This is a genomic window from Paenibacillus plantarum, from assembly GCF_013141695.1.
GTDB lineage: Bacteria > Bacillota > Bacilli > Paenibacillales > NBRC-103111 > Paenibacillus_E > Paenibacillus_E plantarum.
This window is the reverse complement of sequence record NZ_WHNY01000082.1, coordinates 1-14,290: the sequence shown is the minus strand read 5'-3', so window position 1 is coordinate 14,290 and position 14,290 is coordinate 1. Positions and strand designations below refer to the sequence as shown.

Annotated in this window: 16 protein-coding genes; 10 read left to right on the top strand and 6 right to left on the bottom strand. The window is 40.8% G+C overall.

Annotation, left to right across the window (positions count from 1 at the left end):
• Positions 1-69 precede the first annotated feature (69 nt).
• The 3 genes from GC096_RS33360 to GC096_RS33350 are packed head-to-tail and all read right to left on the bottom strand — an operon-like array spanning position 70 to position 3,248.
• Positions 70-1,158, bottom strand: coding sequence for a TIGR03943 family putative permease subunit (locus GC096_RS33360; protein WP_171636593.1), 1,089 nt, complete (start codon positions 1,156-1,158; stop codon positions 70-72).
• Positions 1,159-1,188: 30 nt separating this feature from the next.
• The gene (locus GC096_RS33355) at positions 1,189-2,199 is read right to left on the bottom strand and encodes a permease (protein ID WP_171636591.1); all 1,011 of its coding nucleotides are present in this window, start codon (positions 2,197-2,199) and stop codon (positions 1,189-1,191) included.
• Between the two features lie 29 nt (positions 2,200-2,228).
• A complete protein-coding gene (locus tag GC096_RS33350) occupies positions 2,229-3,248 on the bottom strand; it encodes a CobW family GTP-binding protein (RefSeq protein WP_171636589.1) in 1,020 nt (339 codons plus the stop codon).
• A gap of 305 nt (positions 3,249-3,553) precedes the next feature.
• Between GC096_RS33350 and GC096_RS33345 the strand changes: the two genes are divergently transcribed.
• From GC096_RS33345 to GC096_RS33320, 6 genes are all read left to right on the top strand, one after another.
• Positions 3,554-4,261 carry a metal ABC transporter ATP-binding protein gene (locus GC096_RS33345; protein ID WP_171636587.1) on the top strand — a complete coding sequence of 236 codons (708 nt, stop codon included), beginning with the start codon at positions 3,554-3,556 and terminating at the stop codon, positions 4,259-4,261.
• Entirely contained in the window at positions 4,207-5,094 is an 888-nt protein-coding gene (locus tag GC096_RS33340) for a metal ABC transporter permease (protein ID WP_171636585.1), read from the top strand. The genes GC096_RS33345 and GC096_RS33340 overlap by 55 nt, the downstream gene beginning before the upstream one ends.
• 40 nt (positions 5,095-5,134) lie before the next feature.
• The gene (locus tag GC096_RS33335; RefSeq protein WP_171636583.1) at positions 5,135-6,073 is read left to right on the top strand and encodes a metal ABC transporter substrate-binding protein; all 939 of its coding nucleotides are present in this window, start codon (positions 5,135-5,137) and stop codon (positions 6,071-6,073) included.
• 88 nt (positions 6,074-6,161) lie between these two features.
• A complete protein-coding gene (locus tag GC096_RS33330; RefSeq protein ID WP_171636581.1) occupies positions 6,162-7,379 on the top strand; it encodes a GTP-binding protein in 1,218 nt (405 codons plus the stop codon).
• A gap of 38 nt (positions 7,380-7,417) precedes the next feature.
• A complete protein-coding gene (gene rpmG / locus GC096_RS33325; protein WP_171636579.1) occupies positions 7,418-7,567 on the top strand; it encodes a 50S ribosomal protein L33 in 150 nt (49 codons plus the stop codon).
• 86 nt (positions 7,568-7,653) lie between these two features.
• Positions 7,654-8,112 carry a hypothetical protein gene (locus GC096_RS33320; RefSeq protein ID WP_312886399.1) on the top strand — a complete coding sequence of 153 codons (459 nt, stop codon included), beginning with the start codon at positions 7,654-7,656 and terminating at the stop codon, positions 8,110-8,112.
• 183 nt (positions 8,113-8,295) lie between these two features.
• On the opposite strand, the gene GC096_RS33315 is transcribed toward GC096_RS33320, so the two are convergent.
• A complete protein-coding gene (locus GC096_RS33315; RefSeq protein WP_171636577.1) occupies positions 8,296-8,760 on the bottom strand; it encodes a VOC family protein in 465 nt (154 codons plus the stop codon).
• 101 nt (positions 8,761-8,861) lie between these two features.
• On the opposite strand from GC096_RS33315, the gene GC096_RS33310 reads away from it, so the two are divergent.
• A complete protein-coding gene (locus GC096_RS33310) occupies positions 8,862-9,788 on the top strand; it encodes a helix-turn-helix transcriptional regulator (protein WP_171636575.1) in 927 nt (308 codons plus the stop codon).
• A gap of 63 nt (positions 9,789-9,851) precedes the next feature.
• Here GC096_RS33310 and GC096_RS33305 read toward each other — a convergent pair whose 3' ends face one another.
• Positions 9,852-10,736, bottom strand: a complete 885-nt coding sequence (locus tag GC096_RS33305; RefSeq protein WP_171636573.1) for a helix-turn-helix transcriptional regulator — start codon at positions 10,734-10,736, stop codon at positions 9,852-9,854.
• A gap of 157 nt (positions 10,737-10,893) precedes the next feature.
• On the opposite strand from GC096_RS33305, the gene GC096_RS33300 reads away from it, so the two are divergent.
• Positions 10,894-12,018: an amidohydrolase family protein gene (locus GC096_RS33300; protein ID WP_171636571.1), complete on the top strand. Its 1,125-nt coding sequence runs from the start codon at positions 10,894-10,896 to the stop codon at positions 12,016-12,018.
• A gap of 2 nt (positions 12,019-12,020) precedes the next feature.
• Entirely contained in the window at positions 12,021-12,392 is a 372-nt protein-coding gene (locus GC096_RS33295; protein ID WP_171636569.1) for a Rieske (2Fe-2S) protein, read from the top strand.
• A gap of 230 nt (positions 12,393-12,622) precedes the next feature.
• Here GC096_RS33295 and GC096_RS33290 read toward each other — a convergent pair whose 3' ends face one another.
• Complete coding sequence (locus GC096_RS33290; RefSeq protein WP_171636567.1) at positions 12,623-13,222, bottom strand: 50S ribosomal protein L25; 600 nt, start codon at positions 13,220-13,222, stop codon at positions 12,623-12,625.
• A 245-nt stretch (positions 13,223-13,467) separates the two neighbouring features.
• Between GC096_RS33290 and GC096_RS33285 the strand changes: the two genes are divergently transcribed.
• Entirely contained in the window at positions 13,468-14,166 is a 699-nt protein-coding gene (locus GC096_RS33285; RefSeq protein ID WP_171636565.1) for a metallophosphoesterase family protein, read from the top strand.
• Positions 14,167-14,290 lie beyond the last annotated feature (124 nt).

Here is a 14,290-nt window from a genome sequence, read left to right as displayed (position 1 = left end):
CGTGACAAGAACGTTATCCAATTAATAGCTGCGTAAAACGCGCTCTTTTTTAACAGGATGCTTCTTCCATTACTTTAGAACTTTAAGCGGTTCGAAATTCGGGTAGATATAAGGCGAGCTAGGAGCATCGATTTTCTCAATTTTCGTTGCAGCGATTTTGAAAATATCATTGCCATAATAGTTGCCGTTTTGAATCGTTCCCGTTACTTTAACCCAAGTGTCCTTCGGATAAGTTTGAGCTGTTGGAAAGTCAATAAGAACCCCATAAGGAGAGGCATCAGCTGAGCAACAGCTAACTGCAAATCGGCCTACCACAAACTGACTCGTAGTCATTTTTTCCTCGCGGTAAACAAAGCCAGTAAGCTCAATTTTTTTGCCAATAAAGTTATCTTTGAAGAGATCAATCGTTGATAATATTTCCATATAGATGTCGGGTTCTACGACGATATGATCTTTTTTATAGAGAATTACGCCCATCTTGGCAAAATCTTCGTTCCATTCGTCAGAAGTTTGGAATAACTTTGAAATCTCATTCTCTTGAGGAGAAACAGAACTAGGTGGTTCTTCAACCGCAGCTGTTGACTGACCGAATGGTAGTGTTTTATCGCTAGTGGCTGGTTTAGGTTTACTCGGAAGATTGTAAGGATTATCGCTGTTTGTTGATGAAATAGGGCTTGGAGATGAACTCTTACTTGAACTTGAACTTGAACTATTCGTGTTTGGGCTTGATACGTTGAATTTTTCGGTAGTTGATGTATTTTGGGGTTTGATAAAACTAGAAGTACTGGCTGAAAGATTGATTCCCTTAGCAGCAACCATTGCGCTGTTTAAGGCTGTATCTGGTAGAAAAAAGCCGATCATCAAAGGTAGCACCAGAAGTCCATATGAAAAAGAATTTCGTATTCTCGAGCTTGTAACTGGTTGCTCACATTCACAGGCTACAGGCCTGCCCCAGTAGGCACGAAGTGCCAAATAACCTTGGAAAATAGCAACGATATATAAAATTACTGAGGCCGTTTTAACGTATATCATCATTCGTGGAGCTATGTAATATTGCAGCGCATCTGATTTGGTAAGGTATACAATATAGCCAGAAAATCCAAGTAAAATGATCGTACGAAGGAAATAATGAAAGCTGGTTATACGTATTTGACTCATATTGACGTCCTCCTTTAGTTTGATACTTATTTAAGTTAATAATCGCTCCCAAAGCAGTGAACAAGCGAGAACAGTCGTTGAAATTAGGATGATTAGAATCATCACGAATCGGGACTTAAACACCGCTAGTAACATAAGCGTGCTTTTGAAATCAAGCATGGGTCCAAATACAAGAAAAGTAAGCAATGATCCTGATGTAAATGATGTTTGAAAAGAAGAAGCGACGAAAGCATCTGATGTCGAACATAAGGAAAGTACATAGGCAAATCCCATCATAAATACGTGGGAAGAGATTGGACCCTGACCAATTGCAAGTAGGCTTTCACGCTGTATATACACTTGTATGATTGCCGTAAGCAAGGATCCGAAGACAAGATATTTGCCCATATCAAAAAATTCATTCGATGCATGAACGAAAAATGTGTTTAGTTTACTTGAAATGCCTCCCGCATGTTGATGGCTCTCCAAATCTGAAAGAGTAGCAAAACTTGTACGACTATTACGTAATGGGTTGTTTTTGACAAACCGATAGAGGATTAATCCGATAATAATGGCCACTAATAAAGCTAGTCCCATTCGAGAATAGGCTAAAGTTGGATGATTACGAAATGCCATAAAAGTAGCCGCGAACACAATAGGGTTAATAATCGGTCCGGTTATAATAAAAACGACTGCAATGTAGACTGGCATACCCTTAAGAATAAGTCTTCGAACTACGGGAATCATCCCACATTCACACATTGGAAATAGTATTCCAAGCAGGCATGCGAACAAGATTCCTAGCAGAGGTTTTTTGGGAATAAATCGTTGGATGGCTCTCTCAGAGACAAATGTTTGGAGGAATGAAGACATGAGAACACCTAGTAAAATAAACGGCATTGCTTCTAGGAGAATACTGATGAAGATCGTCTTAAATGTTTGTAGGTGCTCAATTGTAAAATAACTAGCAAAAAAATCAAAGTCTTTTAGAAGAAGAAAGCTTAGGATGATACATATAAAGACCATAATTTGCATTGTACTCTTATATGTGGTGTTCGGCATTATAAACTCCTTAATCAGAATAATTACTGTTATAGTGTATGAACATCCAATTCGATTATACGTCTCTTCCAATCTTCCTCGAGTGCGCTCACATCTAAATCTAAGCCAATCAGAACCAAGTATGGGTTTCCTTGAAATGAGGTTGGTTGCCAGTTTATCCGTTTGCCAGCAAATTGCATATTTAACCGTTCATATTTAACTCCAATGGACAAGTAACCTTTAGCGCGAATGAGTTTAGAACCCCAATCAATTAAAAAGCGTTCAATAAATCGCTGATTCATAATAAGTTCACTTTCAATAGGGATGGATATGCTCTGAATACGCGAATAGGATGCCACGGGTGTAGTAGATTCTTTTGCTGATTTTAAGTGTTTTTGAAAGAGCAGGTTTCTATTAAATGTAGTTGATTGGTTATGCTGATCTTGCCTTGGTTGAAGAGCACCAAGAAGTAAATTCAAATCGAATTTACTATGTGCTGTTGGCAGTAACAATGAGCGTTCATTGTATTTGCGAATAGCTTTCACAATAGACTTTTGTTTTTTGTCAGTGATTAGATCAATTTTGTTTAAAATAAGCAGGTCTGCAACTTCTATCTGTCTGCGAAGCGTGTGAACTAGTTCACGGTCAGTAGCGAAAATACTGTTATAGTCGCGTACATTTTCGGCATCAAGCACAGTAACGACTTTATGTAACTTTACCAAAGGTATCAATGCGGGTTCCGTCAGAGCATCGACGATTTCCTCGGGGTTGGCAACACCTGTCAATTCAATGAGTATTACATCTGGTTTACGCAGTAATAGTTGTTTAATTGAATCACTTATGTCACTCTTCTTGGAGCAACAGATGCAACCGTCGAGCAATTTGGCTAGGTTCAAATTCGGCGAGGCTTCTTGAAGAAGATGTCCATCTACATCTTGTTTTCCCAGCTCATTCATAAGAACAGCAGGCAGCAGGTTGAAGTGTGCAGCTTCTTGTAGCAGTCTGAATAGAAGAGTCGTTTTGCCACTGCCTAGAAATCCACTCATAACAATAACGGGAACTTTGCTCAATAGGAAATCTCCCTTACATCGTATTTAAAAGTAATAATTACGAATTAAATTGTAATACATTAAACGTTTGGCTGCAAGAAATAATGAATGGGGTATAACGCTAAGGGATGTAGCAGACTTTTTCAGTATTGCTTATTGACACGGCTTCCGAAAAAAGATATATTTCTCGGTGTAATAAGTAAATATTACGATTAACGGCCTGCATATCGTAATGATTACAAGTAAAACTCAGTTATTTGACATGTTTATAACTGTACATGTTCAATAATCGTAATAATTACATATATGCTAGGAGGGTTTCATACATGTTAGTTTCTTCTTTGACTCAAGTGGAGTTTGGTTATAACGATATTCCGTGTATTCAAGACGCCAATGTGGAGATTCATTCAGACGAGTTCGTTGCTGTAACGGGACCGAATGGTGCGGCCAAATCCACTTTGCTCAAACTCATGTTGGGTTTAATTCAACCATGGAAGGGGAATGTCTTTCTGTCTCCTTCGAATAAAGAAGGCAAGAAGTTGCAAGTGGGTTATGTCTCGCAGCAGATCTCCGCTTTCAACAGTGGATTCCCGAGTACGATATTGGAGTTTGTACGTTCTGGCAGATATGCAAGTGGTTCATGGTTTAGAAAGCTTAGCAAAGAAGATGATGTACTTACCGAAGAAGCATTGCGACAAGTAGGGATGTGGGATTTGCGTAAGCGGAAAATTGGGGAACTGTCAGGCGGTCAGAAGCAACGAATATGCATCGCCAGAGCACTTGCACAGGAGCCCGATATGCTTGTGCTCGATGAACCAACGACAGGGATGGACCTAGATAGTCGCTTTGGGTTCTATCAACTCATGCACCACCAAGTGAAAGTTCACGGGAGAACCGTAATCATGGTGACTCATGGTCTAGCAGAAGTAGCTCCATATCTCGATCGAATTATTGAACTAGAGAGGAAGGAGGATGGCCGATGGAAATGTTGCACTACGACTTCATGCAACGGGCATTTTGTGCCGGTGGGTTAATTGCTGTTATTGCGTCTGTTCTAGGTGTGTATCTCATGCTTCGCAGACAGGCACTCATGGCAGACATGCTTTCTCATGTCTCATTAGCAGGCGTAGCAGGAGGAGCTTACTTGCACATCAACCCGACGATAGCCGGATTTGTTGTAGCGACTTTAGGTGCTATTGCTGTTGAATATGTAAGGAGGTTATATAAATCCTATAGTGAAATCTCAGTAGCTATTATCATGGTGGGAGGATTGTCATCCGCAGTGATTATTATGAGTCAAAGCCCAAGTATGAATAAAGGGTTTTCAGCTTATTTGTTCGGTTCTGTCGTCGCAGTGAATGAAACTGAACTCGTGCTTATGTTAGTCGTCGCATTGTTCGGAGGCGTTTTTTTCTTTCTGTTTCGTCGGCCGCTATATCAGATTACATTTGATGAAGATACAGCAAAGACGAATGGACTCCCAGTTAAATGGATTTCTCTTGGTTTTAGTGTCTTAACCGGAATGATTGTATCCGCCGCTATGCCTATCGTTGGTGTGCTTCTTGTTTCGGCACTTATTGTGCTTCCTGCGGCACTTGCCATACGGATAGCACCTAGCTTCACCTCATCACTGTTTATTGCAATGGGCATTGGTTTGCTAGGTGTTTTCTCAGGGCTAACCGCTTCTTATGAATTCAGTACACCTCCAGGTGGAACGATTGCCCTTTTGTTGCTTATCGTTCTTATCGTAGGTTTAAGTATCAAACATATGGTTGTAAAGCTCAGTAAAGCAAGCAATAAAACGAAACTTCAAGCTGAAGAACGTACATTCGGCAGCATGCATCAAATGAGTAATGAATCCATGTAACATACTTATCAATTTTAATTTATTTGGGGGAATCACGAAAATGAAGAAAACATGGGTTGCCAAATCAATGGCATTCACCGCATTATCAACAGTTCTATTAACAGGATGTGCATCCAACACCGTATCTGGCGATGGAAAAATGAATGTAGTAACAACTTTTTATCCGATGTATGAATTCACCAAGCAAGTAGCAGGTGACTACGCTAATGTCATTGCTTTAATCCCTCCTGGTGTTGAACCTCATGATTGGGAGCCAAGTGCCAAAGATATGAAAAAAGTGAAGGAGTCAAGTGTGTTTGTTTATAATGGTATTGTAGAAGGCTGGGTAGAACAAGCACTAAAGAGTGCCGAGAATCCGAAGCGTATCGTAGTTGAAGCAAGTAAAGGCATTGATTTAATGGAAGGGTTGCCAGAGGAAGAGCATGACCATGATCATGACGAGGAAGATGGTAAAATCTTGGACCCTCATGTTTGGCTCAATCCAGTACTCGCGCAGAAAGAAGTTGAGTCTATTGTTAATGGTTTAACACAAGCAGATCCTACACATAAAGATGAATATCGTCAAAATGCAGATGTGTATATCGGAAAACTAAAAGCCTTGGATGAATCTTTCCGAACGGCTCTCACTAGTGTCAAACACAAAGAATTCGTGACGCAACATGCCGCTTTTGGTTATTTGGCCAAAGAGTATGGCTTAACACAAGTGCCAATCGCAGGACTTTCGCCTGAAGAAGAACCAGCTCCAGATAAAATGGCTTACATTATCAAATTTGCCAAGGAGAATCAGGTGAAGACGATCTTTTTTGAGACATTAGTCGATCCCAAAGTGGCACAAACTATAGCCAAAGAAATTAATGCCAAAACAGATGTTCTTAACCCAATTGAGGGACTAACGGATGAGGATAAGAAGAAAAACTTGGATTACATTGGTGTAATGAACAATAATTTAGACGCTTTGAAGAAAGCGTTAAATGAATAGCTGTACTTAAATGAATATGAGCAATCAAGCAAACATTGTGTCACTTAATGATTATTCGTAATAATTACGGAAAATAAGGAGAGTTATTATGTCTACTATTAAAATACCTGTCACTGTATTAAGCGGCTACCTAGGAGCAGGAAAAACAACATTGTTAAATCATATCCTCAATAATCGAGATGGCTTAAAGGTAGCAGTAATCGTCAATGATTTAAGCGAAGTCAACATAGATGCCGATTTAATAAGGGAAGGTAACGGGCTATCCCGAACGAGTGAAAGCTTAGTTGAGATGTCCAATGGTTGTATTTGCTGCACACTTCGTGAAGACCTTTTGAAAGAAGTCGAGAGGCTAGCCAAAGAGGATAAATTTGACTACATCCTCATTGAATCAACGGGTGTAGGTGAGCCATTACCGGTCGCACAAACGTTCAGTTATTTGGATGAGGAGAATGGTATAGATCTTACTCAATTCTGCCGATTGGATACGATGGTGACTGTGGTTGATGCATATCGTTTCTGGACGGATTATTCCTCTGGTGAAACGCTGCTCGAACGTAGTCAAGCCGTCGGAGACGATGACACACGTGAAGTTGTTGATCTTCTTATTGATCAGATCGAGTTTTGTGATGTACTCATTTTGAATAAATGTGACATGCTGGAAGAAGATGAGTTGGTTGAATTAGAGGGTGTACTTCGTGCTTTACAACCTAGAGCAAAGTTTATTCGATCTGTTCATGGACGTGTGGAACCAGCTGAGATTCTGAATACACATCTTTTCAATTTTGATGAAGCAAGTACATCGGCAGGCTGGTTGAGGGAAATGGAGAAAGAGATTCATACCCCAGAAACAGACGAATACGGTATTTCTTCCTTTGTTTATGAAAGAGTAAGACCCTTCGAGCCATCGCGACTTATGAGTTGGATGGAACATTGGCCTGCTGAGATTGTTCGATCTAAAGGAATTATGTGGTTGGCAACGCGAAACGAATTTGCTCAGAATCTAAGTCAGGCAGGACCTTCCATTCGGTTCGGTCCTGCAGGATATTGGGTAGCTGCGCTACCTGATGGCGAGCGAGAGGCTGTTCTTAATGAAGATGCTGAGCAAATCACGCATTGGGATGACACCAATGGAGACCGGATCAATAAAGTTGTCTTCATTGGGATAGACATGGATCGTGCTGAAATTATTGCCTCACTGGACGGTTGTTTATTAACGGATGTTGAAATGCAATGGGATTGGAATCAGTTCGAAGATCATTTACCAAATTCCATGATGGAACTGGAAGAAGCTTGTCCATTACCGTAAAGTCTTATCTAGACTATTACCGATAGGAGGTGAAGAGTATGAGAGTTGTTATTACATTGGCGTGTACGGAAACAGGTGACCGAAACTACACAACGACCAAGAACAAAAGAAACAATCCAGCTCGTCTTGAATTGAAAAAGTTTTGTCCACGTTTGAATAGAGTTACACTTCATCGTGAAACACGATAAAAATATTCGGGAATTCCGGGCTATTAAGCCCGGGTTTTGATATACTAACAAGTTGATAAGGAGATATCCAAAGGAGGTCTGGCCATATGATGAATATGCAAGCCAAGGATGAGAAGGAAATCATAATGAGCAATCACAACAAAATGCAGTGGCATCGTCGCGGGGAGGAATTACTCCTTTGGATAGATCGCGATAAGAAACGTAAACAAGCCAAGATTACCAAATTGTTTGGCAATATCCATGTTGATTTGCAATTGTATCCTGCCTTGACAATCCTTAAGCAGAAAGACATTATGACTGAATTTTCATGTGCAGGTGTAAGTCCTCTCGATGAGCCTGAAGATCATTCTCTCTATGCCTATCTTACCTTAATTGCCTCGGAGCAAGCAGCTCGATTCGTCCAATTGACCATGAACCGGATGAAGCATCGTGTATTGGTATCCCTTGAACCTGAAAGGAATCGCTACGATCTCTCATCGTTTTATATAGGTCACAATCGTTCATTCTGTCGCTTACTTCAGGAATGCGCAGAAAGATTCGAATAATTCTTGAGTCCGTGCGGCCTTTGTCTGCCATTGAAAGAAGGGGAGAATAATTATCAGCCCCTGATTTCCCACCAAGTATAGATTGGACCAATATAAAATTGATACATAATCCCTTAGTATACCTTTAATTCAAAAGGAATATAAAAAAATGGCCTTTAATTGAACAGGCCATTTTTTAACGTGTTACTGTTTGTTTGAAATAACTTTATCAAGGAACTTATCTGCGTCACTATTAAATTTCCAAACAACGCCAAATTTATCAGCTAACATTCCGAAGCAGGAAGACCAAGGCATCTCTGATAACGGCATGATAACATAACCACCTGCAGACAAATTAGAAAAGTAAGTTTCCAATGTTTGTTTATCATCAATAACGATACTAATCAGTATATTGTTTCCTTTAACCAACTCGCCCGTTACACTCTTCATTGATGGTAGAATATCCGACATCATGACTTTTCCGCCTGCAAATTCAATTGATGATTCCATGATCATATTTAATTCATTTTCTGGCAAAGGATAGTTTGGATCTTGGGGGAAATCGCTGAATTTTACCTTTTTCACCTCGTTCGCATGTAAAGCCTCCGCATAAAATTCAATCGCTTGTTCTGCGATTCCATCAAAGTTTAAATATGTAATAGCTGACATAAAATATTACCTCCTTCATGTGATAAATGTAGTATAATCCACAAAAGGTGACAGCAGTATGTCACTGTTCTTCGATGAAGTAGAGAAAAAGAAGGGGAAATATGGACAAGGTTGAGAGATTAATTTCTATCATCATGATTTTGCTGAAAAAAGATGTCGTTACTGCAAATGAATTCGCACAATTGTTTAACGTTTCCAAAAGGACGATTCTTCGTGATATGGAAACACTGAGTTTATCAAATATCCCGATCTATTCGATCAATGGAATCAATGGCGGATATTGTATGATGGATGAATACAAAGTTGATAAACGCCTTTTAAGCAACTCCGACTTGGAGAATATATTGACTGCGCTCGGCGGATTGGAACAAATTCTAATTAGCAAAGAAGTTGAAGTGACTATAAAAAAAATAGAAGCCATGGTTAACCCATTGTCTCCGAAAGGTTCAATCCATCTGTCATTTTATGAGTGGGAGGGTCGGTCAGAGATTCTTCAAACCTTGAAATTATGCCAAGAATCGATATTAAAGAGGAAGTTAGTTTCATTTGATTATATAGATAAAAATGGCACTACTACAAATAGAATTGTCGAGCCATACTTGCTTCATTTTAGCGAAGCTAGCTGGTACTTGAAGGGATTCTGTTTACATCGTCAGAGATATAGAACATTTAAATTATCCAGGATCGATCATTTTCATATGGATGAAAACACATTTAACCCTAGAGATTATTCATTGGAACAAGAACATGAAGCTAGTTATCAACCGCAATTAGTCGCTATTAAAGCGTTTATTTCGCCTAACATAAAAGATCAATTCATTGAAAGGTACGGTCGAAAGAGTATTGAAAACTATAGTTCTGACTATTTCTTAGCCACCATCCACGTTCCTCAAAACAGTATTGGCTTTCAATTCTTAGCAAGCCTCGGTACAAATATAGAAATCTTAGAACCCAAAACATATGTTGAAGAATTTCGTAATTATTTAATTAGCATGGTGGAGAAATATTCTTATTTGTTGAATGATTAAAAGGCTTATGGTTGGTAATCGCTGCGTTACGACACTTCATTGGTTCTCTTATCACCAGACAAATTACTCGATTGAATGTGCAGCCACCACCGGACTTGCGGCATTTTCGCGCAGTTTACTCGGAGATGCTGCGTAATGTTTGCTGAATGCCCGGCTGAAAGAGTATAAATCGGGATAACCGAGCATCATTGCGATTTCCGAGATCGAATGCCGTGTTTGCTGCAGAAGCTGAAGTGCTCTCTCCATACGGAGCTTTTGCAAATATTGGATTGGCGTCATTCCGGTCTGCTCGGCGAAAATCTTTGAAAAATAAGCTCGGTGAACCGAAATATACTCAGCGACGTCTTGTACGTTAATATTTTCGGCATAATGCATATTCATGTACTCTATGCTTCGGGGAATCCATCCAGTAGGTCCTGTATCTGATTTGTCGGTTGTATTTTTAGGGATCATAAGCCCGAATATACGGTAGATAGCCGCAATCAATTCGACTTGCCTTTGACTGCCATTATCTTCCTGTTGACTGAACAGATGGACGAGCGATGTTTCGAGCTCTTTGCCAATCACACCCGGGACATAAGGGGCAGACGGTCGGAAGCCGGCTTTCTCGAGCAGCAACGGCGTCTGCCCGCCATCGATGGAAACCCAAATCATTTCCAAGGGCTGGTCGGACGGATCAATGAAATGGTGGTATACGACACCCGGATATGCACAAAAAACATCGCCCTTGGCTAGCTCGATGTGCTGATCTCCATAGCGATGACGAATCTTTCCGTTAATTACAAAATGCAATGCGTAATAATCGATCATACGTTGCGGGAAGCGATGTTCCGGTCCAGCTTTGATACGTCCCATCCGGACTGGCCATAAGCCGCCGTGCAAAGCTAACTCGTCTACGACATAATTGCGTGATTCATCATATTTGTCAGTATGCTGCCTCTTGACCATACTTTCGTCCTTCCCTTCTGAAACCGGTCTATTGAGAGTTGGATAAAGCATAGCACTTACCTTACAAAATGACAAATCATCATTGCGAAATACCATTCTCGACTGGGCGGTTCAAGTTTTATGATAGAGAGGCAAACAAAGAAGGGGAGATGACAACATGAGTGTAATAGAAGCAACGGCCAAGCAGACAAAGCAACGCAAAGGCAAAGGCATTATTGATTGTGATATCCATCATACGTTCCAGGACATCAAGCAATTGTTCCCTTACTTGCCGCGGGAATATAGGGAGCGTATTGAACTGTGGGGACCGAGTCTTGGCGGAGGGCCGGGTACGCTGAACGGAGGCAACATCGGTAAGAGAGCCGATGCCTTCCCTCCAAACGGCGGTCCTGCCGGTTCGGATCTGGACTTCATGGTCGAGCAGCTTTTGAATCCTTTTGACATCCGATACGGGATTTTGACCGGTGAATTTATAGCAAGCACGAACACTGCTGATACGTATTATTCGGCTGCATTGTGTTCCGCTTTCAACGATTATACGATCGAGCATTGGCTCGAGAAGGAGCCCCGGTTCAGAGGCTCTATCTACCTGCCGATTCACGATGTGGCTGCATCGGTTCGGGAAATCGAGCGGCTCGGCTCCCATCCCGGAATGGTTCAAGCTTATGTTCCGTCGGGTTCGCATCATCCTTACGGAAATAAAATGTATCATCCAATCTATGAGGCTTGCTTGAAGCATGGCATCAACTTCACCATGCATGTAGGAGCTATCGGCGATGGGATGAACGCACCCGCTACGAATGTCGGCTATCCTTCTTACTATATTGAATACCGCGCTGCCCGTGCGCAAGCTTACATGGCTCATATGGCCAGCTTTATTTTCGAAGGCGTATTTGAAATATTTCCGGAGCTGCAGGTAGCGTTTATCGAAGGCGGCGTCTTCTGGGTCGCTCCTTACTTGTGGCGTCTCGACCAAGATTGGAAAGCATTGCGCGATCAGACGCCTTGGGTGAAAAAAAAGCCTAGCGAATATTTGCTTACCAACATGTACATCGGCTCCCAGCCAATTGAGGAAACGCCGAACCGTCAAGCTTTCGACACGTTATTCGAGGCAATGCACGCAAAGGAAAGGCTGCTCTTCTGCAGCGATTACCCGCATTGGGATTTTGACTCGCCGAAGCTCGTGTTCCCAAAACTGGACAAAGAAACGACAGATAATGTGTTTTACAATAATGCTGCCAAGTACTATGGCCTGCCTATGCAGGATAAGTCGGAGGAATAGCGATGGCGCTACATTATTTAGGAACAGTTGACGAATTCATGGACGGGGGACCCAAAATTGTTGATGTAAAGGGGCGGAGTGTAGGGATTTATCAATTATCCGGAAAGCTTCATGCCATTCTTAATTACTGTCCTCATCAGGGGGCTAGTCTATGTAAAGGACCCGTTACTTCATGGGTCACTTCGCCGCTGCCTGGGCAATTTATTTACGAACAAGAAGGGGAAATCGTTCGTTGTCCCTGGCACCATTGGGAATTTGACATTAAAACCGGCGGTCTTGTTGTAGACAATAAAGTCCGCACAAAAACCTACGAGGTTGTAGTTGAAATGTTTGATTTGTCAGTGGAGCAGGGAAAAGTATACATCGAGATGTAGCAGTGCCAATGAAACCTTATATCGAGAAAGGGAAGACAATTTGAAGCTCTTGCCCTCGGATAAGGTTTTTTTGGACTTCACTCACATGCGAGCCCTTACAAAATGATAATCAAATCGCTGAGTTTCGAAAAAGTTGAACAAGCCGAACTTTACACCGGCGCTCAATCTGTTCATGTACACAAAGAGCCTGGCATATAAGCCAAGCTCTTTGTGTAGCATAGATTGTTTGATTAAACTTCTACCTTGCTTTCCGCTTCCGCGACATCGGCTGCAGGTTCAAGTGTTTCATCAAGCTTCTGAGCTGCCAGGATAGTTACAAGAATTACTTCCGGATCTGTTAAGATTTCTACATCCTTGCCCGCATCCAAGTCGGAAACATGCAATTTGTCGCCTATGCTTAGCTTACTAATATCCACATCCAATGAACTTGGCAGCTTATTTGGCATACAGCGAATCAGGACCTCATGCATCTCAATCTGCAGCATACCGCCTTCTTTGGTGCCGAGGGGCTCTCCGCTGAAATGAACGGCCACAGCAGTATCAAGCTTCTCTTTCATATTAATTTGCAGAAAATCAATATGCATCAATTGTCCGCTTAAACCGTCCTTTTGAACTTGATGAATCATCACGGGATGCTTTTTCTTGGAAGGCAGGACGACTTCTAGAATCGCGTGCGCATTGCTTTTAAGTGCGGCACGGATTACTTTCTCCTCAACAGCTATATGCTCGTTTTTCATTCTGCTGCTGTATACGACTGCCGGAATTTGCCCTTGCTTTCTCATCTGTTTTAAATTGCAGGTACGGTCTAATAGTTGAATAGAATTACTCATTACGAACACCTCCTGAAAGATTGTAAAAGCAGCTAAAAGCCCTATTATTACATACCCAATCTAGAGAAAACTCAAACATCGGCATCAATTTTTGAACTCTCGAATTCCTTTACTTTTTGTCCAAATTCTCAAATCGTTCAAGTAATGCAGAACTATAGTTTAGTTACAGATAAAGGAAAATGGTGGAGAGTGGAGAATAAACTGTTAGTTATTAAATTGAGTTTTATCCAAGGAAGTGAATTACATTGTACGTAACTGGTGATCTTCATGGGTATATAGATATTGGTAAATTGAATTCCAAACGATTTCCCATAAATAGAGATTTAAGTAAAGACGACTTTGTAATAATCGCTGGAGATTTTGGTCTTGTATGGGAAAATAAAAATGATGAATTATTTTGGAGGAAATGGTTAGCTCGAAAAAATTTTAGTACTTTATTCATTGACGGAAATCATGAGAATTTTAAGTTGCTTAATTCTTATCCTGTAGAGAGTTGGAATGGTGGAAACGTACATCGAATAAGTGAAAGCATTATACATTTAATGAGAGGGCAGATTTTTACTATTAAGGGATACAAGATCTTTACTTTTGGAGGAGCTCAATCTCACGACAAAGAGTATCGGAAAGAGAATGTTAATTGGTGGCCAGAAGAGATGCCATCACTAGAAGAGTACCAAGAAGGAATTAAAAATTTAGAGCGGCATAAATGGGAGGTCGATATCGTAATCACGCATATGTGTCCTTCATCGACCTTGCAGATTCTTAATAAATCTAAAGATACTGGTATTCATGAGGATCAGTTAAGTGATTACCTTGAGCAAATAAAAGAACGTTTATCTTATAAAAAGTGGTATTTTGGCCACTTTCATAGAGATATGGAATTACCAAACAAACAAAAACTTATTTATCAGTCAATTGAAGTGCTTTCTACCAAGCAATCTTAGTTAATGACTACAACAAATTTATTCATAAAATCCTGTAAAGACTCAAAGAATTCCGCAAATGAGGAACGTTTGTTCAATAAGAAACAAGACGAGGCTGCCGGTATTAATCCACAGCCTCGTAGAA

Bases quoted from the DNA above. Each gene is read 5' to 3' on its own strand.
- GC096_RS33320 (WP_312886399.1), top strand. From the start codon at position 7,654: ATGATGAATATGCAAGCCAAGGATGAGAAGGAAATCATAATGAGCAAT.
- GC096_RS33290 (WP_171636567.1), bottom strand. From the start codon at position 13,222: ATGAGTAATTCTATTCAACTATTAGACCGTACCTGCAATTTAAAACAG.
- GC096_RS33355 (WP_171636591.1), bottom strand. From the start codon at position 2,199: ATGCCGAACACCACATATAAGAGTACAATGCAAATTATGGTCTTTATA.
- GC096_RS33345 (WP_171636587.1), top strand. From the start codon at position 3,554: ATGTTAGTTTCTTCTTTGACTCAAGTGGAGTTTGGTTATAACGATATT.
- GC096_RS33360 (WP_171636593.1), bottom strand. From the start codon at position 1,158: ATGAGTCAAATACGTATAACCAGCTTTCATTATTTCCTTCGTACGATC.
- GC096_RS33310 (WP_171636575.1), top strand. From the start codon at position 8,862: ATGGACAAGGTTGAGAGATTAATTTCTATCATCATGATTTTGCTGAAA.
- GC096_RS33335 (WP_171636583.1), top strand. From the start codon at position 5,135: ATGAAGAAAACATGGGTTGCCAAATCAATGGCATTCACCGCATTATCA.
- rpmG (WP_171636579.1), top strand. From the start codon at position 7,418: ATGAGAGTTGTTATTACATTGGCGTGTACGGAAACAGGTGACCGAAAC.
- GC096_RS33330 (WP_171636581.1), top strand. From the start codon at position 6,162: ATGTCTACTATTAAAATACCTGTCACTGTATTAAGCGGCTACCTAGGA.
- GC096_RS33315 (WP_171636577.1), bottom strand. From the start codon at position 8,760: ATGTCAGCTATTACATATTTAAACTTTGATGGAATCGCAGAACAAGCG.
- GC096_RS33340 (WP_171636585.1), top strand. From the start codon at position 4,207: ATGGAAATGTTGCACTACGACTTCATGCAACGGGCATTTTGTGCCGGT.
- GC096_RS33305 (WP_171636573.1), bottom strand. From the start codon at position 10,736: ATGGTCAAGAGGCAGCATACTGACAAATATGATGAATCACGCAATTAT.
- GC096_RS33300 (WP_171636571.1), top strand. From the start codon at position 10,894: ATGAGTGTAATAGAAGCAACGGCCAAGCAGACAAAGCAACGCAAAGGC.
- GC096_RS33295 (WP_171636569.1), top strand. From the start codon at position 12,021: ATGGCGCTACATTATTTAGGAACAGTTGACGAATTCATGGACGGGGGA.